Annotated in this window: 17 protein-coding genes; 3 read left to right on the top strand and 14 right to left on the bottom strand. The window is 37.4% G+C overall.

Annotation, left to right across the window (positions count from 1 at the left end):
• Positions 1-55 precede the first annotated feature (55 nt).
• Together TRESU_RS01095 and TRESU_RS01090 are read left to right on the top strand one after the other, a co-directional pair.
• Positions 56-1,264: a glutamine synthetase family protein gene (locus tag TRESU_RS01095; protein ID WP_013700483.1), complete on the top strand. Its 1,209-nt coding sequence runs from the start codon at positions 56-58 to the stop codon at positions 1,262-1,264.
• Between the two features lie 11 nt (positions 1,265-1,275).
• Complete coding sequence (locus tag TRESU_RS01090) at positions 1,276-1,857, top strand: ANTAR domain-containing response regulator (RefSeq protein WP_013700482.1); 582 nt, start codon at positions 1,276-1,278, stop codon at positions 1,855-1,857.
• Between the two features lie 186 nt (positions 1,858-2,043).
• Here TRESU_RS01090 and TRESU_RS01085 read toward each other — a convergent pair whose 3' ends face one another.
• From TRESU_RS01085 to TRESU_RS01065, 5 genes are all read right to left on the bottom strand, one after another.
• A complete protein-coding gene (locus tag TRESU_RS01085; protein WP_013700481.1) occupies positions 2,044-3,648 on the bottom strand; it encodes a CTP synthase in 1,605 nt (534 codons plus the stop codon).
• 130 nt (positions 3,649-3,778) lie between these two features.
• Positions 3,779-4,069, bottom strand: a complete 291-nt coding sequence (locus tag TRESU_RS01080; RefSeq protein WP_013700480.1) for a PG0541 family transporter-associated protein — start codon at positions 4,067-4,069, stop codon at positions 3,779-3,781.
• Entirely contained in the window at positions 4,070-7,174 is a 3,105-nt protein-coding gene (locus TRESU_RS01075) for an efflux RND transporter permease subunit (protein WP_013700479.1), read from the bottom strand.
• Between the two features lie 3 nt (positions 7,175-7,177).
• Positions 7,178-8,116 carry an efflux RND transporter periplasmic adaptor subunit gene (locus TRESU_RS01070; RefSeq protein ID WP_013700478.1) on the bottom strand — a complete coding sequence of 313 codons (939 nt, stop codon included), beginning with the start codon at positions 8,114-8,116 and terminating at the stop codon, positions 7,178-7,180.
• Between the two features lies 1 nt (position 8,117).
• Positions 8,118-9,398, bottom strand: a complete 1,281-nt coding sequence (locus TRESU_RS01065; RefSeq protein ID WP_041611867.1) for a TolC family protein — start codon at positions 9,396-9,398, stop codon at positions 8,118-8,120.
• A gap of 146 nt (positions 9,399-9,544) precedes the next feature.
• Here TRESU_RS01065 and TRESU_RS01060 point away from each other — a divergent pair, with 146 nt between their 5' ends.
• Positions 9,545-10,315, top strand: a complete 771-nt coding sequence (locus tag TRESU_RS01060) for a ZIP family metal transporter (RefSeq protein ID WP_013700476.1) — start codon at positions 9,545-9,547, stop codon at positions 10,313-10,315.
• Positions 10,316-10,423: 108 nt separating this feature from the next.
• On the opposite strand, the gene TRESU_RS01055 is transcribed toward TRESU_RS01060, so the two are convergent.
• The 9 genes from TRESU_RS01055 to TRESU_RS01015 all read right to left on the bottom strand — a co-directional run bounded on the left by TRESU_RS01055 (position 10,424) and on the right by TRESU_RS01015 (position 21,552).
• The gene (locus TRESU_RS01055) at positions 10,424-13,654 is read right to left on the bottom strand and encodes a type I restriction endonuclease subunit R (RefSeq protein ID WP_013700475.1); all 3,231 of its coding nucleotides are present in this window, start codon (positions 13,652-13,654) and stop codon (positions 10,424-10,426) included.
• A gap of 12 nt (positions 13,655-13,666) precedes the next feature.
• Positions 13,667-14,722: a Fic family protein gene (locus tag TRESU_RS01050; RefSeq protein ID WP_013700474.1), complete on the bottom strand. Its 1,056-nt coding sequence runs from the start codon at positions 14,720-14,722 to the stop codon at positions 13,667-13,669.
• 179 nt (positions 14,723-14,901) lie between these two features.
• A complete protein-coding gene (locus TRESU_RS01045) occupies positions 14,902-15,369 on the bottom strand; it encodes a hypothetical protein (RefSeq protein ID WP_148228227.1) in 468 nt (155 codons plus the stop codon).
• Between the two features lie 267 nt (positions 15,370-15,636).
• Entirely contained in the window at positions 15,637-16,518 is an 882-nt protein-coding gene (locus TRESU_RS01040; protein WP_041611865.1) for an IS3 family transposase, read from the bottom strand.
• A 26-nt stretch (positions 16,519-16,544) separates the two neighbouring features.
• Positions 16,545-16,835, bottom strand: coding sequence for a transposase (locus tag TRESU_RS15400; protein WP_013702691.1), 291 nt, complete (start codon positions 16,833-16,835; stop codon positions 16,545-16,547).
• A 20-nt stretch (positions 16,836-16,855) separates the two neighbouring features.
• Positions 16,856-18,529, bottom strand: a complete 1,674-nt coding sequence (locus tag TRESU_RS01030) for a KAP family P-loop NTPase fold protein (RefSeq protein ID WP_041611864.1) — start codon at positions 18,527-18,529, stop codon at positions 16,856-16,858.
• On the bottom strand, positions 18,529-19,866 hold the full coding sequence (locus TRESU_RS01025) for a hypothetical protein (RefSeq protein WP_013700472.1): 1,338 nt from the start codon (positions 19,864-19,866) through the stop codon (positions 18,529-18,531). The genes TRESU_RS01030 and TRESU_RS01025 overlap by 1 nt, the downstream gene beginning before the upstream one ends.
• Entirely contained in the window at positions 19,863-21,017 is a 1,155-nt protein-coding gene (locus TRESU_RS01020) for a restriction endonuclease subunit S (protein ID WP_013700471.1), read from the bottom strand. Before TRESU_RS01020 ends, TRESU_RS01025 begins: the two co-directional genes overlap by 4 nt.
• 94 nt (positions 21,018-21,111) lie before the next feature.
• Positions 21,112-21,552 (bottom strand): DUF1016 N-terminal domain-containing protein, encoded by a 441-nt coding sequence (locus TRESU_RS01015; RefSeq protein ID WP_013700470.1) that lies wholly within the window; start codon positions 21,550-21,552, stop codon positions 21,112-21,114.
• Positions 21,553-21,596 lie beyond the last annotated feature (44 nt).

Below are 21,596 nucleotides of genomic sequence, written 5' to 3'. Positions count from 1 at the left end.
AAAACCGCAATACATTAATCTAAAAAAATCGTCGCACAAAAAATGGGAGGAAGAAATGTCCTACACAAAAGAAGAAGTTATTGAATTTGTTCAGATGGAAGATGTCAAATTTATCCGCCTTGCATTCTGTGATATTTTCGGAAATCAAAAAAACGCCGCAATTATTCCAGACGAGCTTGAACGCGCATTCAAAGAAGGAATCGCATTTGACGGCTCTTCAATCGCGGGTTTCACAGATGAAGCGCATTCTGATCTTTTTCTTTTCCCAATTCCTTCAACACTCACAGTTCTTCCGTGGCGGTCAATTTCCGGAAAAGTTGTGCGTATGTTCTGCGAGATTAAAAAAAGCGACGGAACTCCATTTGAAAAAGACTGCCGCAACATTTTAAAGAAAGCTGTTAAAGAGGCGGAAGAAAAAAATCTAAAAGTAAACTTCGGCTCTGAATGCGAATTTTATCTTTTTCAGACTGACGAAAAAGGCAAGCCTACAAAAATTCCTTTTGATAACGCAGGCTACATGGATGTTGCTCCAGAAGACAAAGGTGAAAATATCCGACGCGAAATTTGCCTGACTTTGGAGCAGATGGATCTTCATCCGGAAAATTCCCATCACGAGGAAGGACCTGGACAGAACGAAATCGACTTCCGCTACGGACAAGCTCTTGCCGCCGCAGACAACACAATGAATTTTATAACAGTTGTAAAAGCAGTGGCTGTGCGCAACGGACTTTATGCGGATTTTTCACCAAAGCCTCTTCCAGAAGAAAGCGGCAACGGATTCCACATAAATATTTCTGTGCAGGAAAATTCTGGCAAGGAAGTTCAGAATGCATTTATGGCGGGAATCATGGCGCACATAAAAGAAATTACAGCGTTCTTAAACCCAACAGAAAATTCTTATGAAAGGCTCGGCTCAAGAAAAGCTCCCAAATATGTAAGCTGGGCACATGAAAACAGAACTCAGCTTATAAGAGTTCCGTCTGCAATAAATTCCCACAAACGTTTTGAAGTCCGCTCTCCAGATCCAATGGCAAATCCTTATATCGCATATTCACTTTTAATTTACGCCGGACTTGACGGAATTGAAAAAGACATGAAGCTTTGCGAGCCAATTGAAATGAACCTTTCAACTGCAAGCCCCGAAATAACTTCAAAACTTGAGCGTCTGCCAGAAAGCCTAAGAGAAGCCGTAGAACTTGCCAAAAACAGCGAGTTTGTAAAAAAGCATCTTAGCGCGGATTTCACTTCATTCTTCAAAGTTTAAAAGGACGCAAAATGATTCCTTTGAAAGGCAGAAGAAAAGTTTTGATTGTCTCTGAAACGCAAAGTTTTCACGACAACATTTCTTGCATCTTACCCAAAAGTGATTTCTTCCCGGTTTTTCATGCATCCTCTGGAGGAGAGGCGCGCAGGCTTTTGCTTGAGCTTCCTGTTGACATTCTGATTGTAGACTCGCCTCTTCCAGACGAGCACGGAATTATGTTCGCTGAAAGTTTCGCTGACTTAAACATGGGAATTCTGCTTCTTGTAAAAAGCGAGCTTTATGAGGAAACTTCATATAAAGTTGAAGAGCAGGGAATTGTAACTTTGCCCAAGCCTAATTCGCCTGAAATGTTTTTTACAGCGATAAAAATGCTTTCCGCAATGTCATTCAGGCTGCAAAAAATGGAAGCAAAAAACAAGACGCTTCAAGAAAAAATGCAGGACATAAGAACTATAAACAAGGCAAAGTGGCTTTTAATTGAAAACCTGAACATGACAGAAAGCAATGCCCATAAGCACATAGAAAAACTTTCAATGGACAACCGCCAAAGCAAGCGTGAAGTCGCTGAAGAAATAATAGAACGCTACGATTAGAAAAACTTGGAATGTTTTAAAAGTATCTTTTATGTCATTTTCGGGCTTGACCCGAAAATCTTTATATGTTTATTAAAAATATTAAAGGATTGCCGGATCAAGCCCGGCAATGACAATTAGAACTTATTAGACAGCCCAATAACACAAAATATCAAATCATGCAATGACAGAAGTCAAATCCTATATTTAGTATTCACCAAGAGCAGCTGCCACAAGTCCAAGGAATAATGGATGCGCCTTGTTCGGGCGGCTCTTGAATTCCGGGTGGAACTGAACACCAACATAAAAATTGTTCTTGTCATATTCAACAGTTTCTATGATATTTCCATCTGGAGATGTTCCGCTCAATGTAAGACCAGAATCTTCAAGCGCACTTCTAAAATCATTGTTGAATTCATAGCGGTGGCGGTGGCGCTCGGAAATTTCTTCTGTCTTGTAGCACTTGTACATTTGAGTGCCTTTTTTGATTTTGCAAGGATAAGCACCCAAACGCAAAGTTCCGCCTTTGTTTACAGATTCACTTTGGTCAGGCAAAAAGTCAATTACCTTGTGCGCACTGTTTTCATCAAATTCGCCTGAATTGGCATCCTTGAATCCGCAGACAGAACGGGCAAACGCAATAACCGCAATCTGCATTCCAAGGCAAATTCCAAGGTAAGGCAAATTGTGCTCGCGGCAATAATCGGCGGAAGCAATCATTCCTTCAATTCCTCGTGAACCGAATCCGCCCGGAACAATTACGCCGTTGCATCCGCCAAGAATATCGTCCACGTTTTCTTTTGAAATAGACTCGCTGTCAATCCATTTTATGTTCACGTAAGAGCCAAGCTCATAGCCTGCGTGCTGCAAAGCTTCCGCAACAGAAAGATAAGCATCGTGAAGCTGAACATATTTTCCGACCAGACCGATTGTAACTTTCTTTGTGCGGTTCTGGATTTTTTCAAGCATATTGTTCCATTCAGTCAAATCGCAAGGAGGAACAGAAAGATTCAGTTCACGGCAAACGATGTCTGAAAAGTGAAGTTTTTCAAGCATAATCGGAGCTTGATACAAAACCGGCAACGTAAGATTTTCAATAACGCAGTCAGGCTTTACATTGCAGAACATGGCGACTTTGCGGAAAATGCTTTCTTCAAGTTTTTCATCGCAGCGCAGAACAAGAATGTCCGGTTTGATTCCAAGTCCCTGAAGTTCTTTTACAGAATGCTGGGTAGGCTTTGTTTTATGCTCGTCAGAACCGTGAAGGAACGGAAGAAGCGTAACATGTATATAAAGTGAATTTTCACTGCCCACTTCAAGACCAACTTGCCGGATTGCTTCAAGGAAAGGCTGGCTTTCTATGTCGCCTGTTGTTCCTCCGACTTCTGTAATAACGATGTCCGCGCCAGAAGTTTTTCCAACATTGTAAATAAATGACTTTATTTCGTTTGTAATGTGCGGAATAACCTGAACTGTTTCACCAAGATATTCTCCGCGGCGTTCTTTGTTAAGCACGTTCCAGTAAACTTTTCCAGAAGTAAGGTTTGAAAATTTGTTTAAGTCTTCATCAATGAAACGCTCGTAATGTCCAAGGTCAAGGTCAGTTTCCGCGCCGTCATCTGTTACATAAACTTCGCCGTGCTGGTAAGGGCTCATTGTACCCGGATCAACGTTAATGTACGGATCCAGTTTTTGTGAAGCAACTTTAAGTCCGCGCGACTTGAGCAGACGTCCTAAAGATGCAGCTGTAATTCCTTTTCCAAGTCCGGAAACAACACCACCTGTAACAAAAATATACTTTGTTGATTTCATAGCACGCCTTCCTATTCAAAAAAAAATCCGCAGACTACAAAAGCAATCTGCGGCATATAGTCGCTTTAAATTACAATGTAAGTTAGTATGCCAAAATTACGCCTTACCGTCAAGATTGAAAGCTCTTCATTTAAAACGGCTCTTCTGCTTTTATCGCAAAAAGTTTTATTCCTTCGCCGGGAAACTTTTTCTTTATCGCCTTCATTACTGCTTGCACTTTTGGCAAATCCTCATCTTCAATGTAGCTTACAAGCACAAAATTTTTCTCAGGCCAAGTTGTATTTCCAAGCTTGCGGTCATTTCCTCCGCGGCCATAAACAAGCGGAAACTTCGTGTATAAAATATCAGGAACATATTCTTCCAAAGCCTGAGTAACATCATCTTCAACAGATTTATTTGAAATTATTTCCACGCGCTGCATTTATTTTTCCTCCGGCAAAGCAAGCTGAACAACAGACTGCTGATTTTTCTTTTTCTTCATTACAAAAGTGTAAAGCACAGGAATAAAGAAAAGCGTTATAAATGTAGAGCTTGTAAGTCCGCCAACAACTGCCACGCTTATAGGCTGAACCATTCCCGCGCTTCCGCTTGAAGCAAAGCACATCGGAATCATTCCAAGAATTGTTGTAAGAGTTGTCATCAAAACAGGTCTAAGTCTTGAGCATCCGGCTTTATAACAGGCATCCTTTAACGGCATTCCGCGTTCCACAAGAAGATTCGTGTAGTCCACCAAAATAATTCCGTTGTTTACAACAATTCCAACAAGCATTACAAGTCCTACCGCAGAAAGCAAGCTGAATGACTGCCCAGTGATTTTGTAAATAAGCACAACGCCGATTGCAAGAAACGGAATTGTCATAAGATTTATAAACGGAGCTTTAAAGCTTTCGTAAGTCGCCGCCATTACACCGAATACAAGAAGAACCGCCATGACCATAATTTTTGCAAAAATCGCAGTCTGCTCTTTTACATCTTTCCAAGAGCCTTCATAGCTTACAGAAACATTGTCTGGAACAATAAACGAATTCTTTATTCCTTCCTTGATTTTTTCTTCAACAACGTTTGCATTCTCATCCGAAACAATATCCGCGGTAACGTGGACAATTCGGCGGCGATTTTCACGGCTGATTGTAACAGGACCGTAGCCTTTTACTGCCCGTGCAAAATTAGCAACACACACACGTCCATTTGTGCCGTTCACGTAAATCTGCTCAAGGTCAACAACTTTCTGCCTGTCTTCCGGACGAAGCATTACATAAACTGTATAATCGTCTCCGTCTTCACGGTAAGTTGTTGTGGAAACTCCTTCTATGCTAGCCTGAATTTCATTTGCAACAGTGGCAACATTCACGCCGAAACTGTACGCGCGCTGCCGGTCAATTTCAACTTGAACCTGCGGAAGTCCTTCATCTGTGTCAACCGAAGATTCTCCTATATCTGGAATGGCTGCCATTACTTCCTGAATTTTCTTTGCCACATCAAGCGCGCTGTCCAAACTGGAGCTTCTAAGAACAACGTCGATGTCGTCTCCTGTCATCTGCTGGCGCCGGCTCTGACCAAAGCTAAAATCAACTCCGGCAAATTCTGTAAAATGCTTTCTGAGCTTTTGCTTTATTGTTTCATCATTGTCAATCTGCTTGTCTGAATTCGGCAGGGAAATTTGAATTGTTCCGTTGTACGAGCCTGAGCTTCTCCAGCTTGAGCCGATGCTTGTAATTATATTCTTATACCCTTTGATTTCATTTTTTACGATTTCCTCAAATCTCAAGACAACGTCCGAAGTTTCTTCAAGCGAAGTTCCAACCGGAAGCCCAAGCTTTACAGAAACGCTGTCATCATGTCCGCCGGTCATAAGCTGAATTCTTAAAGTCGGAATAAGCATAAAAGAAAAAGCAAGAGCCGTAACGCAGACAACAACGGTAACACCGCGATTGTCCAAGGCTTTTTTTAAAAGTTTTTCATATCCAAGGGAAACAATGTCCTGCGACTTTGTGAATATTCCGTACAAAACTTTAAAGAAGCGGGACTTAACAGGCTTTTCATTTCTGTTTGTAATCGGAAGAAAATGTCCTGCCAAAACCGGCACGAGGAAAATCGCAACAAACAAACTGCTTACAAGAGCAATTACAATTGTAAAAATAATTCCCTTGAACATCTGTCCCATAAATCCCAAGTCTTTCATAAAGAAAAGGAACGGAATAAATACGCAGATTGTTGTAAGATTTCCTGATACAACGGAAAGAATCATTTCTGAGCTTCCAAGAACAGCGGCGACATTAGGTTTTGCGCCTCTCATTCTGTAAGAATAAATGTTGTCAATCATAACAACGGAAGCATCAACAACCATTCCAACGCCAAGAATCAAGCCGGTAAGCGTCATCATGTTCAGCGTAATTCCGGCAAAATTCATGCACAGAACCGTTATTATAATTGAAAGCGGAACGGAAACCGCAATTATAATCGTAGTTTTTATAGCGCACAAAAAAACAAAAAGAATTACAACTGCAAGCAAAAGTCCTTGCCATGCTGAATCAAAAAGCGTATTCAATGTGTCGCGGATGCTTTCTGTATCGTCGCGGATTATTTCAAGCGAAATATCAGCAGGAAGAGTTTTTTCAAGCTCGCTGATTTTTTCATAGACGGCATTTGCAACCGCAACGCTGTTTTCTCCAGACTGCTTTGTAATTGAAACGTAAACTCCGGGAAGCCCGTTTATATAAACAACATTGCTTGCATCCTTGTAGCCCATGAACGCGCGGCCAATATCGCTAAGCTTTACATCGTAGCCATTTTTTGTTGTGATAACTGTATTGTTTATCTGTTCAATGCTTGTGTATTCACCTGTTGTACGCACAGAATAATCCATTGTGCCTTCTGTGATTGTTCCGCCACCGATTTCAAGATTCTGCTTTGAAAGCGAAGACGAAACTTCAGAAAGCGTAAGATTATAAGCCTGAAGTCTATTCTGCTCCAGTTCCACGCGGACAATCTGAGTTCTTCCTCCCATCGATTCCGCCTGTCCAACGCCCTGAGCCTGCTCAAGAATATCAACAACCTGATCTTCTGCAATTTTTTTTAGCTCATCGACTGAACGGTTTCCGCGTACTGCAATTCTCATAATCGGCTGGCTGTCAGAATCCATCTTAAAAATCGTAGGCGTTACATCGTCCGGCAGTCTTCTTGTAATGCGATCAAGTTTGTCCCGCACATCGTTAGTCGCAATGTCCAGATTCGTTCCGTAATTGAATTCAAGAAAAACACTGCTTCTTCCTTCCGAAGATGTCGAAGTTATTTCCTTTAAATTGCTAAGGCTCACAAGCGCGTCTTCAATCAAAGTCGTAACAGATTTCTCAACAGATTCAGGACCTGCATTTTCATAAGTCGCAGAAACCATCAAGTACGGCATATCAACATCCGGCATAAGAGAAACAGAAGTATTGCCCAGACTGAAGATTCCCATAAGTCCAAGCAACGTGAAAACCATCAGTGTAAGAACTGGATGCTCAAGAGTTTTTTCGCTGACCATTTTTTACTCCGCATTTAACCCGCTTGATATATTGCGGACTTTGCTTCCGTCAGAAACAGAAGTCATGCCTTCAACTACAACTTTTTCGCCTTCGTAAATTCCAGAAACAACTTGAATCATATTGTCCACAGAATTTCCAAGTTCAACTTCCCGCAGATTTACTGTGCTGTCATCTTCATCAAAAATAAACACGCAGTTTTTTCCGTTCTTTTCAACAACTGAATTTATAGGAACTACGGGTCTTCCGGCATAGTCAGCTGTAAAAAGCGTGAGTTTTGCAAACATTCCGGCGTTTATTCTTGAATCAGTTTTATTAAACGACAGAAGGATTTCTTTTGTGCGGCTCTGGGAATCAAGCACTGGCGAAACTTTTTTTACCGTTGCAGAAAATGTTTCGTTAGGATAAGCTTCGAGAATTATCGCTGCCTTTAGTCCGCGCTTTAAAAACGAAACGTAACGCTCCGGAACTTTTGCGCGGATCTGCAGATTAGAAACATCGCCAATCGTTGTAATCGCCGTTGAAGACGCAACTGTAGTTCCAATTTCTTTTGGAGTGGAAGTTATCATTCCGCTGATTGGAGCATAAACGGAACTGTTCACGTAATATGAGCCAGGCTCGCTTGGATCAACTTCCGCAAGAACATCTCCTTTTTTTACAGTGTCGCCAAGGGCAACATAAACTCTCGCAATTTTTCCGCCTATGTCAGGATAGCAGTCAACGGAACTTTCACATTCAATTTCTCCGTTTGTGTCAACATAAGCATGCAATGTTTTCCGCTCGGCAACCATAGTTCTTACGCTCGCTGTCTCCTGCTCCTGCGGAAATCCACCTTTTGGAGGAAACGGATTCTTCTTTGGCGCAAATTTTATCGCAAAAAAGGTTCCACACAAAATGCACACGCACACAAAAGAAACAACAATAAACGATGCTTTTATTTTCATATTAATTCTCCAAAGTTCCAAACGGAATTCCAGCCGCATTCTCCAAGTCAAGAACGGCGCATATCAAATTGTAAGCCTCGGAAATTAAATTCACTTTTGCGGAAAGAAGATTGTCCGAAGCAGTCTGAAGCGAAAGCAAATCTTTTGTTCCGTGGCTATAAGATTCCAAAGTCATTTCGTAAGTTGTCTGGGCAAGTTCAATACTGTTTTTTCTAAGAGAAATATTTTCCAAGCATTGATTTATTTTATTCATCAAAGTTGAAATATTTACTTCAAGCGAAACTTTAGCATCCTCAAGCTCCAGTTCAAGACTTTTTACTGAATCTTTTTTTGACTGAACATTAAGCGAACTGTTCGACCAAGGAAGAAATCCGTCCAGTGGAATCGAAGCCTGCAAACTTAAAGTTCCATTGTCGTCCCAATTCGAGCCGCCATCAATAGAAGAATAATTATAAGAATAAGAAGCTGAAAGGCTTGGTCCGTAAGCAGCGAACCTAGAAGCAAGCAAAGAATTTTTTGCACTGTCAATCTGTTTTTGCAAAGATTCAACGCTGAATGAATTAAGTTCCATTCCTTCAATTGAAATATTTTTTAGATTCAGAATATTTTCAAACGAGCCGGAAAGTGAAATTTTTGTTTCCTGCGGAAGTCCCACAAGCCGCTTAAACGAAGCGATTGAATTTTCCATTTCCGCATTAAGAGATTTCAGTTCAAGCTGGTCATTCTGATACGAAACCTGCGCGCTCAAAACATCTAGCCTTGATAAAGTTCCGCGCTTATATTTTGCCAAATTTGACTCATATTGATTTTTTGAAGTTTCAAGGCTCTTTTCTTTAAGTGAAATTTCTTCAATCTTATAAAGAAGAGAATAATAATTTTTTCTTACATCAAGTTCCACGGAACGCAAGTCATTTTGATAAGAAAGTTGCTGCTGGCTGTAGCTCAACTCGGCGTTTTTTGCAGAAGTATAAACAGAAGGCGACAAAGTTGCGCTCAAAGAAATTCCTGCGGAAAGACTTGCTTTGTCATCAGAAGAAGAACTTGGAATATTTTTTGAATATCGCCCAGTTCCAGAAATCGACGGACTTATAGAATTCCATGAATAATCTGACTCGCGTTTTTTTGCATCAAGGCTGATTTCACTTTGCTTTACGGAAACATTATTTTTTAGCGCGCTTTTTACCGCGTCTTCAAGAGAAAGCTCAATAGTATTTTCATCCGCAAATGCAAAGGCTGCAATGGAAAAAAATAAAATAAAGATTTTCTTTTTCAAGCATCCCATGCTTTTATAATACTGAATTTTCCGCATAAGTTACAAAGTAAATTCCTGTTATACACAGTAATTTATTGTTATTTTACAAAAATGCAACAAATTCCAGCCAAAATCCCAACATTGAAAATATGATTCTTTAAATCTATAATCAGAGCATGAATACTTTTTATGGAATTCTGATTCCGTTTCTTGGAACTACATTGGGGTCAGCCTGCGTTTACTTTCTTGGAAAAAATTTAAATAAAAATGTCCAGAAGTTTCTTTTGGGTTTTGCGGCTGGAGTAATGGTTGCGGCTTCTGTGTGGTCGCTTATAATTCCTTCAATAGACAGTTCATCCTCGATGGGAAAACTTGCGTTTATTCCGGCGGCGATTGGAACTGCGGCTGGAATTGCCTTTCTTTTCCTGCTCGACGTTTTGATTCCGCATCTTCATGTTGACTCGGAAAAACCAGAAGGTTTAAAAGCAAAGCTCAAGCAAAGCACCATGATGTTTCTTGCAGTTACGCTCCACAATATTCCGGAAGGAATGGCGGTCGGTGTTGTCTTTGCGGCATTTTCCGCGCAGAGCCTGGGATTTGCGGCGGCGGCAGCTCTTTCATTGGGAATTGCAATTCAGAATTTTCCAGAGGGCGCGATAATTTCAATGTCGCTTGCAGGAAACGGCGAGTCAAAAAGCAAGTCGTTTGCGTTCGGAGTTCTTTCTGGAATTGTAGAGCCAGTTGCAGCCGTGATTACAATTCTTCTAAAAAATTTAATAGTGCCTGTTCTGCCTTACCTTTTGTCATTCGCGGCCGGCGCAATGCTTTACGTTGTTGTGGAAGAACTGATTCCCGAAGCTTCTGAAAAACCGCATTCAAACTTAGGCACAATCGGATTTTCGCTTGGCTTTATTCTGATGATGATTCTAGATGTGGCTCTAGGCTGAACTTTCACTGGTCGGCGCAATGTTTTCTTCAAGTCCAGCCAAATGGATTTAAAACAAAAACAAGAAAAATGCATCATCTTATAGACAGATAGCAGGAACAAACCGATTCTATGCGGTCTCCCCCAGCCAGCCGTAATGTTGGACAGACATATCAACAAAATGGTTAAGCAGCAAATTTATTTTTGAGTCAAATGCGTCTTTATCAAAACTTTGCGGCAAATCTGCATCAAGTGAAGAAATAATTGCATCTTTTACTGTTGTAGAAGCCTGATTGTCCTTGTACCAGTCTACAACAAAGAGATTTTGTTTTTCTTCTGTAAGTTTTTTGTACAGATTTTTAGCGGCGAGCTTTACTTTTTGCTCTTCATCTTTCGTGAGTTTTCGGCCTTTTATAAGCAGGTCAAACATTTCAAGTTCTTCTTCGGCAAGACATTCCGTTTCAGCACGCTTGTCTTCATTTTTCATGTCTTCAATAAGTTGCAAGAGCTGTTCATAATAATCTTCACTTTCGCTGCCGCCGGCGTTGTACTGGTCTATGATGTTTTTAAATCGTTCACTGAACTTTATTCGCTCGCAGTTTTTATTAATCATAACCTGCAGCATCTTCTGAATGAACTCTTTCAGGTCATCGATTTCAATCGCCTTGTACTGGGCTTTATGAATCTCTTTTCTAAGCTCTTCCACATCGACTTTGGAAAGGTCAATGACTTTAAATTCGTGAATGAGATAATCAGAAGATTTCTTGCCGTCCGGGTCGCTTGTGTCTTCCGGTTTTTCTGAACTGACTGATGTGTCAAGCAAAGCCTGCATTCTTGCCTTTGCACGGTCAAGTTTTTCATCATTTACGTTATTGCTCATTAAATCGTTCAGATATTTTAACGGCTTGAACTTTTCGTTCTGCCAGACCATTTCAAAAATCTCTGGCTTGCTGGCTTCGTAAAGATTGAGCATTGTATTTGTAATAACGCGGAACTTTTCTTTGCCTTCATCTTTTTGATAAATAATTTCCAGTGCGTTTCGCAAGGCTTCAAGTTTTTCCAAATCTCCAGGAAGTTTATTGATTTTTTCAAGGCTTATATCAAGTTCCGATAAAAACTCGTCTGCCTCATCAATGCTCTGGTCAATCAATTCAAGAAGATAGTCAATATTTTTTGCCGGAAACTCATTTCCGTCATCGCCGGTTGCATAATCGGTAAGCGCCTGCTGCATGTACTTAAACACATTTACATAATCAACAATGATGCCGCTTGTCTTTCCAGGATATACTCGGTTTGCACGGGCAATTGCCTGCATAAGAGTGTGGCCTTTCATCGGCTTATCAAGATAGAGCGTAGAAAGATTCGGCACATCAAAACCTGTAAGCCACATTGCGCAAACAAAAACAAGCTGCAGCGGATCATTTTTATTTTTGAAGCGGTCTTCTATATCTACGCCGTCAACAATAGTATTCATCTTGTCGCGGTGGGGCTTTATATTTAATCCCTGCTCAGCAAACTTCTTTTCTTCGTCTGCATCTTCAGAAATGATTACAGCCATTTCTACATTGTTCATGTAGTCAAGACGGGCTGTAATTTCATCGCGTTCTTCTTTTGTGGCAGCACTATTCCTGTCTTTTATAAGCTGTTTCTTTTCTTCTTCCCAATAATGCTGAACTTTGTCGTACATTTTTACCGCTGTAAACTTATCTACCGAAACTACCATTCCTTTTCCAAGAAATCCGCGGCATGGAAAATGATGCGCAATATCTTGAGCAATTTTATCAAGACGTTCATCCCGTTTAAGGACTTCAATTATCTTGCTTCCAGAATCTTCTAATCTTTTGATTTCTTCTTCACTAAGATTTTCATCTTCAATAATGTCTACAATATCATCATCAAGGAAGTTATTTGTAAGTCCCACTTCTGGTACACGGCGACTATAGAACAAAGGAACCGTAGAACCATCTTCTACCGACTGGGCAAAATTATATTCAGAAACATAATCTCCAAACCACTGGTTTGTCAGGCGTTTTGAACCAAGCAGCGGAGTTCCTGTAAAAGCTATGAAGTTTGCATTTGGCAAAGCGGTGTGCATGTTCTCTGCCAGGTCTTTGTACTGGGTGCGGTGCGCCTCATCAATCAAAACAAAAATGTCGTTGCGTTCGCTAAGAACAGGATACTTCTTTCCTTTATCATAACGGAATTTATGAATCATAGAGAAAATGAATTTCTTATTGCTCTTAAGATATTCACGAAGCTGCTCTGAATTTTTAGGCTGACATTCTTCTTTATTACCAATAACTTCTGTCCGTACAAAATTTTTGTAAATCTGAGTATCAAGATCTGTTCGATCTGTAACAATAAAGAAAGTGAAATTGCCTTTTAATTTGCGGGCACATTTTCTGGCAAAGAAAACCATGGAATAAGATTTTCCAGAACCCTGAGTGTGCCAGAATACACCAAGCTTTCCTTTCAGTTCTTCACGGCGTTCAACGTTTCGCATAAGGTTATTTACACCAAGGAACTGATGGTTTTTAGCAATAATTTTTACTTTCTGATTCTGGAACAAAATAAAGTTTTCGATGTAATCAACTAGATGTTCTTTTTTACAAAGACCGCGGGCAAAATATTCAATTGAAACTCCACGCTCTTTTATGTCCTTGCGGTTTGGTTTTTCGTTTTCATTATCTACTTTGAGCCATTCAAAAAAATATTCATAATCTGCATTCCAGGCTCCAAGACGAGTTTCAAGTCCATTACTCAAAACACAAATCTGATTGAAGGCGAAAAGGTTCGGGATATCTTTTTTATAATCTGTAAGGTTTTTATTAAAAGCTTCTTCTATTTTGATTATTGCATTCTTAAGTTCAACAAAAACGACCGGTAGACCGTTCACAAAAATGATTACATCAGGCCTTCGCCAGTAATACTGTCCCTGAATCCACATCTGGGAAACAGCTGTAAAAATGTTGTTCTCAGGATTTTCAAAATCAATCAGCTTTACAAAATCAAAAGTAGGCTTTCCGTCTTTTTTGAAATCAACCTTTTTACCGTTACGAATCAGATTGTAATTATCGTAATTGGTTTTTACCATGTCAGTGCCGGTAAAGTCGCGGCATAATTCACGGATTACTGAATCTATATTTTCAGAAGGAATATCTGGATTGAGTTTATAGAGTGCGGTTTTTATTTGTTCCGGTAAAACACATTGCTTTTTAGAAGTACGACTGGTTCCGTCATTCAAATCTTCTTTTAAATTGGGATTGGCATCACACTGAATAAAGTTATATGCAAGCTCATCGCTTTTAAGAATATTTATAAGAGAAACTTCAATGTCGTCTTCTGTAATGTAGTTTGCCATAAACTGCTACTCCTACCATAACCTGATCAAATTGTACAAGAATGCATTTTTATATAATTTTGTTTTGCCAACTTTTTCTTCAATCAGAATTCCAGCTTCTGTCAGTTCGTGCAGATACTTGCTTGAAGTATTTCTGCTGATACCAAGTTTTTCGCAAAGAAATTCATTTTTGGTATAAAAATCAAAAAATAAATGCTCAACAAGTTCCTGTGAATAAATCTTTGGACATCGATCTTTAATCAGATTAGACGCATCATTCATTGTTTTCATAAAGGAATTTATAAAATTTAGAGTAAAATCTGACATTTCATAAATTCCCTGAATCATGAACAGAATAAAATCTTTTATTTTTGATAAATCCTGCTGAGTAGCATTTAACAATTCATAATACTTTTGGCGATTTTGGTTTATATATTTACTTAAATACAAAATCGGAATATCAAGTTTTTTTGCAAGTGTTAAATAGAGAACGTTTATCATACGGCCTGTTCGACCGTTGCCGTCATAAAATGGATGAATGGACTCGAACTGAAAATGAATTACTGCCATTTTTAAAATTGCATCCGTATCTTCCAGATCTTTGATGTTTATATATTTTTCAAGATTTGTAAGATAGTCAGAAATTTCTTCATAATTCTGTGGTGGAGTATGCAGTGTTTCACCAGTCTTTGTATTCATAATCACTGTTCCAGGAAGCTTTCGTAAATCTCCTGCTTCTGGCTCAACAATGTGATGAATCTGAATTATATGATTTACGCTCAAAAATCCATTTTCTTTTACAAGATTGTAGCCTTTGAGCATTGCCTGACGATAATTTAAGACTTCTTTTGATGCGGGATTTGTTTTTGAATAAGACATCTCCTTAAAAATCTCATCAAAAGTAGTAACAATGTTTTCTATTTCCGAAGATTCCTTAGCTTCGCCTAATGTGATAGCATTAAAAATAACATAAGGATTTGGCAACAAATTAATCGCCCCATTAAGCTGCCCAAGTTTATGATTGGCGTTATTAAGGGCTTTGAGTATCTGAACATCATCAAAATCAATGTTGTATGGAAGTTTAGTCATTAACTATATTTTCCGTCTGTTTGCGCATATTGTCAAGACGTGCACAATATTTTTTATATTTTGTGCATGAAATGTGTATTTGCACAAAATAGGGGAAATTTACCGCTGATTTCCCCTATTTTCTTCTATTCTGTTTCGCAAAAACGATAAATTTGCAATTTTGGGAAATGAAAAAATCCTTACTCTATTATTGGTGGTATAAAGTCATTATCTCGACAGTCATAAAATCTAATAAAAAGATCACATCCTTTTTTATGACTTTTATATAATTCTTCATTCATATTAATTATTGATTCTATTCTATCTTTTGCTTCTTCTAAATTACAAAATAATTTTAAAGCATCATAATTAAATCTTGTATTTTCAAAAACCTGATTTCCTGTGATAGATTTAGTTGTATAAATCATTTTATCAACAACTGTTAAGAAATCATTATCTGATTCCATTTTTTTACTTGCATATTTTTTAAAAGACTCTGTGTCTTGTGTATTCCAATAAAAACAAATTCTAGTATAAAATTTACGATCCATTAAAGAATCTTGACGATCTTTGATTTTTTGTAATAGCAAGAGGTTTAGTTCATTATAAGAATCTTCTGTTGTTATCATTTGGTGGAAATTCTTTTTTTCAATACATTCTTTATCCATATAAAGAATATGAATAAACATATAAATGTCTTTTGTGTTTGCTATGAGTTTTTTCAATAATTCAGAATTCTGTTCCTTACTTTTTTCTTTTATTAAGAAGTAAAAAATTCTAAAAACAGTGGTATCACTGCCAAAATTCCAAAAATCATTCCCATCAGGAAGTTCTTCTGCAATATCAAATAATGCTGAAAAATAAGGTACATAATTCTTTTCTTCAATATAAGCTAAGCCCTTTGTCCAGACATTTTGTCTGAAAAATAACGAATTTTATGCAGCCATCTTGTTGATGATTGCCGAAGGAAAACTTCCTTCCCTGTATACTTCGTCAGGAGTCTTGTAATCCAAGCCCTGATGAATTCTTTCATTGTTGAAGAACCTCACGAATTCTCCAAGCAGTTTCCGGAGTTCTTCTTCGGATCTGTAATCCCGGAGAAAAATCCATTCATATTTCAAAGTACGCCAGGTTCGCTCTACAAAGATGTTGTCCTTGCATCTTCCGATTCCGTCCATGCTGATTTCAACATTGTAGGATTTCAGAAGCCCGATGAACTCTCCGCTGGTATACTGGGAACCGCAGTCCGTGTTGAATACTGCCGGAACCCCGTATTTCTCAAAGGCTTCCCTCACGCATTCCAGGCAGAAATCTGTCCTCATGCTGTCCGAGAGCCGCCAGCTCAGAATCTTCCGGCTGTACAAATCAATCACGGCCGTAAAATACATCATGCCCCATGGAGTCTTGATGTAAGTGATGTCTGTCGCCATTACCTGGTTCGGGAACGCGATGAGCTTGTTCCGCAAGAGGTACGGGAACTTTCCGTATGGCGCTTTTCCGCTTCTTGTGGTCTTGAAGACAGGCTTCTGGCCTTTGATTCCAAGTTCCTTGTACAGGTTGCGGATAAACTTTTCTCCAGCCCAGTCGTACCCGAGTCTTTTCAGATGCTTTGACATCTTTTTGTAACCATAGGTACTGTGAGTTGACCACTCATTGATTACAATTTTTGCACGATTGAACCTTGTTTTGTTTTCCCCAGCCTTCTTTTTCTGTCGTTCTGCTTCAAATCTGCAGCGCTCATAGTAAGTTGCCCGTGGAAGTTTCAGTATCCGGCACTGTTCAAGTACAGACAGCCCGACTCCATTTTTGTCATGCATATCTTTTTGAACAAGCTGCCATGATGCTAGTCCAGATGAAGCTTTTTTTTTAGCAAGTCAACCTCGAGCTGTTTCTTTCCTAATGAGGCGAGCATTTCATCCTGCTTTGCCCGTAGCCTTTCATTCTCTTCACGGAGGGCTTTCTGTTCGTCTGTCTCAAGTTTTCCTTCCAGAAACTGCTCCATCCATTCAGACAGTGTGCTTGGTGCAATGCTGTACTTTGCAGCGACCTCCGCCTCTTTAGCTCTCTTTTTAAGAGCCTCTTTTGCAACTTCGAGTTTGAACTTGTCTGAAAAATCCTTTCTTTTTCTTCCCATGAATTTGTCCTACCTTGACCTTAGCACAAATTCGTTGTTTTTTCTCCTCCGTGTCTAAATCTGAGGCTTATTATAATAAATGAGCCTGAAAGGGAATTGCTTTCCAATAATTGCAATAAAGATAAGATTTTTTCATCTTTGATATATTGTCTAAATGTTTTACTCAATTCATCATAATTGTTAGATAATGATTTAACAAACTGAACATCATAATTTGAACAATCATTCTTAGGAATGCCTGGCACATGATTAAAATACACATCAAAAAATTTTTCTGAAGCAATGGAACAATATTTATCATTATTATAATACGAAGTTGGGGTCAGGATACTTGATACATTTTTTGAACAATATCTAATAGCTGGAAAGATTTGAGCTAAGATGCAATCTAAACAATCTTTGTCATTTTCTGTATATGATTCCTTAAAACTTTCTGCAAACCATTTATCATATTTTTCTTTTTTGTTTGGGAGCTTATATTCTAGGTTTTCTTTAGAAGTAATAAACCATAGTTTATTATCTCTAATAAAGTCATAATACTCTGGAAATTTCAAACGAATAAACTCGGTAGCAAGAAAATCTATAAGATTAATTTCTAAAACACCCTTATTTATATACTGGGATAATTTGAATTTTACAGCATTTACATATCTTTTGATTTCACGAATAGTTGTAAGATTTGAAACTATCGAATTATATACATAAGCCCATTTTGTATTTTCTATTCCAAAAATCGAATTCTGATCTTCAGTAAAATTCTGGGCAATATTTTTTAATTCGTCCATTAAAATTCTGCTTAATGTAGATGATGGAATTGAAGGCAAATCATATTCAATATTAATAATCTTTTCCAAGTATTCTCTACCATCAATTCTATTTTGAATATCCAAACTTTTTTCGACAATTTCTCGATCAAAAGAAAGCAGATATATTGTGTTTGGAAAATCAGCATTTGAGCGGACAATTCTAAAAAGTTGTTTTATTTCTTGTGATGATAATCTATCGATATCATCCATAATTATGATTAATTTTCTATTTTCTTTTTCTAAGATGTTACCAATATCTGTTTTGATTTTTGAAACAGATTCATCTAAATTTTTATTTCGAATCTTAATAACAGAAAGAACGATATTACACACAATAATAATAAAGGAAACTATTAGTGTTATAGGTGATACCCATTTTGCAGTATCTTTTATTTCCTTACAAAGATTTGGAAGCAATTGAGGCAAGCTTATTCCTACAAAAGATAAAACCATTGTTATCGCTGACCAGAATGAAAGCATCGATTGTTTTGTAGGAGTTAATTTGATTAAATTCAAATATAACTCTAATTTCTTTCCAAATCCTTTTATCTTATCAGGTCCTTTTAATGTTGCTTGAATCTGTCGGATAAATGGTTCTAATAAATCTTCTGTTTCAGAATATCCCCATGGATTAAAATTGATTACAATTGGAGATTTTTTCTTATCTTTTAACGATTTCTCTTCTTTTCCGGAAGACAACTGTTTTTCTAACAGATTTATAATTGAAGTTTTACCAGAGCCCCATTTTCCAAAAAGGCCAATTACTAATGATTTCTTATCATTCCATGAAAGCAGAGAAGAAGAAAGATTTTCGACAAAACTACTACGATTTAATAAATCATCTTCAAAAGAATTTATGGCGTCATCTGATAATATCTTTTTAATCATTAGAAATCATCCTCATCAATATCTTTGTTATACCTGAAATTTTGATAATCGGAGAAAAATGAATCATCCAATTGAAATCTTTTTGAGGTTTCATTCACAATTTTTGTGTTATCTGACCAACTTCTACCTCGCCTATATACTTGGAAATTATCATTTATTCCTTTCATTAATACGATCAATTGATCTTTGCTTATTTTATTAAGAATTGGAAGTATAAATAAATTGAAACGAGAATCTGCAGAATCAAAAGAACCACTTTTAGAAAAATGCAGAATGGAATAATCTATCCACTCTATATCCATTCCATTATTACTAAAGTATGTACTCAAAGCATCTACAATAGGTCGTGAATAACCTGTTTCGCCATTAATTGCCTCATCATTTATTAACCATGTATAATACTCATCGAAATCTTTGTGAATATACCATGATAAAACACCTTTTCTTGCAGGTAAATCTGGCAACATTGTTTCAAAAGTCTCTCTTAATAAAGGTGAGAATTGTTCATATAATTTTGGAATACTTATAAATAAATCAATTAGTAAATCGCATTTTTCAGGATTAGGTGAAAAATCACTGTAGGATTCATCACCCTTTATTTCTTTGAAAATCAACTCTTTTCTTAAATTGAGCATAACTCGAATACATTTTAAGTTAATATCTCTGTTATCAATACATTGTTGATCCTCGTCTTTCATAAAAATGAATTTCCATAATTTTTTGTAAATCATTAAGAACATTTTATCTGACATTCTATTGAAATATCTTTTTTCTAGATAGAATTTCAGAGTATCATAATCATCATGAAAATTTTGTTTTTGAATGACTAAATCATCTGTCAATTTATCGAATACGCTACCAATGTAATATGGGGGCTTAACTAGAATTTCTTGATACAATTCTTTTATAAATGCAACGGTTTCTTCCTTACTTGGCTGGTAGAGTTCATATTCAGAACTCAAGGCAGGATGCGCACAAAGATTTCTAATGTCATGCAAATGATCTAATTTAATTTTGATATGAGATTCAATTAAATCTGTTTCTTTTGCAATCTTATCGACAATTTCTCGTTCCCAACTAGAATCATATTGCGTTCCGTTACTAGATTTCTGAATACGTTTTGATTCAATTTGCGAAAGAATTGTTTGAGCCTTTTTATCTCCATCAGAATCTCTTAACTCTTGTAATTTTATTATTAAATCAGAAATTACAGTAGAATAAAGCATAACAATTGCTGAACGGAAATTTTCATTGTTATATGAACTTATTACTTCCTTAAAATAATTTCGCGTTTTAGAAGAGTAAATATTATTTTCATTAAACCAAGAGCTAATCATTTCAATACCTCCAGTTTACCGCTCATGAGGCGTGGTAACAACAGGTCGCGCTGTTGGGTTAGGTTGGTGATTTGCTTATTCAGATTCTTTATTTGTTCAAATAAAGGTGAAACTTTATTTTCAAATGTCTGAATTATTGAATGTTCAGGTTTTACAACCTTAAGTTTTTCAAATTTTCCTTTGCTTAAATTTGTCATGGTCGTACCTGTGTTTCCAAACATTTCGATGGTTTCTTTCATGTTTGAAATTGTAAAATATAACCATGGTAGATATTTCTTATCCTTCAAAATAATTGAATTAATCTGCTGATTTGTGTTTGCAGGATAAGCATTTATTGCAGTTATTCCTCCTGTTCCAATGCAAGAAACCATAATTGAATTTTCTGGTAAATACTGTGCTTTTTGATATTCACATCCTAGTTTTGATAGATATTCAGAAGTTGATTGAACAAACATATTTCCATGCATATCAGGAGTTTTTACAAACATAACATCTCCACCATAATATTCTTCTTTCTCTGTTGGTGGTGTTTTTCCTGTTATTACTTTTCCAAAATCCTTTAAGCGACAAATAGACCACCCCTCTGGTATTCCATTTTCAAACTTTGCATTTTGCCAGCCTGGGAAGCGGAAGCGGACGAACCATTCTTTGTAGAGTTCGCTGGCGGCGGTTTGCAGGGCTTCTATCTGCTTTTTGTAGTTTTGTATTAGGTCGTCGTAGGCTGATAGTATTGAGGCGATTTTTTGTTGTGTGGGGAGAGGTCTATATTCAATATTTATATTATCAAGAATTGGTTGCGTCAAAAATCTTGTTGCAGTTCCGGCTGCATTACTTTGCATCAACTTTAATTTTAAACCAATTGAATAAAACAAATAGCGAGTATCGAATTGATTAGTATCTATTGGCTGAATTAAATATGTTCTCTGATAAGCATTGAATTTTCCGTTATAATAGAAAATTGGAAAATCTCCTGTAGCATTATTACCACCTAACAAAACATATTCACCGTCATAAGCATAATTATTTATACGATATATATCATGTGAACATGTAAAGAAAGGATAAATACCATCTTTTTCGGCAGCGTTTGAATTGAGTTTACCTGTTGGATATGTCGCAATTTTTTTTAGTTTTATATATTTCACTTTCATTATCCTAATTCTCTTTTATAGCTCCCGAAACAAGTTCAGGATGACGGTTTTCACAGAGACGCCGTTAGGCGGCTCGAATCCGTGTGGCAATCTTTCAGTTTTCCGTATAAATATTTTCGGAAAGTCCTTTTTCTATCTCTTCAATCGTTGGCATATATGATGCCGCCACGGAACAGAAAAAAAATAATTTTTTGAATTCTCCACCAAGCTGGTGGAGTTTTTCCTTATGACTATCATAAAATACAAACCATTTTTTTATGTACCAAAGGTTAGTCGTAGAAAAACCGCTTTGTTTTAGAAATGCACTCTTAAAGTCAAGGCTAAGTCTTTCTATGATTCCGCTTCCCCATTTCTGTTCGGCTTTTTTCGCTGCTATATCGTGACCAAGAGACCAATAAAATTCCAAAAGCTCACTGTTCACTTTTACAGCCGCTTTTATTTGGCTTTTTTTGTATCGAGTTTTTAATTCTTCAAACCAAGTCGAGTATTCCGAATCATTTACAATCTTTGCTTGTAATAAAAGTTTATTTTCCATCTTAATTCTCCATTGATTTTACGTTAACAAAATCAAATCCGTGT

It is taken from the genome of Treponema succinifaciens DSM 2489 (genome assembly GCF_000195275.1).
Classification (GTDB): domain Bacteria; phylum Spirochaetota; class Spirochaetia; order Treponematales; family Treponemataceae; genus Treponema_D; species Treponema_D succinifaciens.
The sequence above is the reverse complement of the archived record's forward strand: the minus strand, read 5'-3'. Positions and strand labels throughout refer to the sequence as shown.

Bases quoted from the DNA above. Each gene is read 5' to 3' on its own strand.
- TRESU_RS01095 (WP_013700483.1), top strand. From the start codon at position 56: ATGTCCTACACAAAAGAAGAAGTTATTGAATTTGTTCAGATGGAAGAT.
- TRESU_RS01090 (WP_013700482.1), top strand. From the start codon at position 1,276: ATGATTCCTTTGAAAGGCAGAAGAAAAGTTTTGATTGTCTCTGAAACG.
- TRESU_RS01085 (WP_013700481.1), bottom strand. From the start codon at position 3,648: ATGAAATCAACAAAGTATATTTTTGTTACAGGTGGTGTTGTTTCCGGA.
- TRESU_RS01080 (WP_013700480.1), bottom strand. From the start codon at position 4,069: ATGCAGCGCGTGGAAATAATTTCAAATAAATCTGTTGAAGATGATGTT.
- TRESU_RS01075 (WP_013700479.1), bottom strand. From the start codon at position 7,174: ATGGTCAGCGAAAAAACTCTTGAGCATCCAGTTCTTACACTGATGGTT.
- TRESU_RS01070 (WP_013700478.1), bottom strand. From the start codon at position 8,116: ATGAAAATAAAAGCATCGTTTATTGTTGTTTCTTTTGTGTGCGTGTGC.
- TRESU_RS01065 (WP_041611867.1), bottom strand. From the start codon at position 9,398: ATGGGATGCTTGAAAAAGAAAATCTTTATTTTATTTTTTTCCATTGCA.
- TRESU_RS01060 (WP_013700476.1), top strand. From the start codon at position 9,545: ATGAATACTTTTTATGGAATTCTGATTCCGTTTCTTGGAACTACATTG.
- TRESU_RS01055 (WP_013700475.1), bottom strand. From the start codon at position 13,654: ATGGCAAACTACATTACAGAAGACGACATTGAAGTTTCTCTTATAAAT.
- TRESU_RS01050 (WP_013700474.1), bottom strand. From the start codon at position 14,722: ATGACTAAACTTCCATACAACATTGATTTTGATGATGTTCAGATACTC.
- TRESU_RS01045 (WP_148228227.1), bottom strand. From the start codon at position 15,369: ATGGATAAAGAATGTATTGAAAAAAAGAATTTCCACCAAATGATAACA.
- TRESU_RS01040 (WP_041611865.1), bottom strand. From the start codon at position 16,518: ATGCATGACAAAAATGGAGTCGGGCTGTCTGTACTTGAACAGTGCCGG.
- TRESU_RS15400 (WP_013702691.1), bottom strand. From the start codon at position 16,835: ATGGGAAGAAAAAGAAAGGATTTTTCAGACAAGTTCAAACTCGAAGTT.
- TRESU_RS01030 (WP_041611864.1), bottom strand. From the start codon at position 18,529: ATGATTAAAAAGATATTATCAGATGACGCCATAAATTCTTTTGAAGAT.
- TRESU_RS01025 (WP_013700472.1), bottom strand. From the start codon at position 19,866: ATGATTAGCTCTTGGTTTAATGAAAATAATATTTACTCTTCTAAAACG.
- TRESU_RS01020 (WP_013700471.1), bottom strand. From the start codon at position 21,017: ATGAAAGTGAAATATATAAAACTAAAAAAAATTGCGACATATCCAACA.
- TRESU_RS01015 (WP_013700470.1), bottom strand. From the start codon at position 21,552: ATGGAAAATAAACTTTTATTACAAGCAAAGATTGTAAATGATTCGGAA.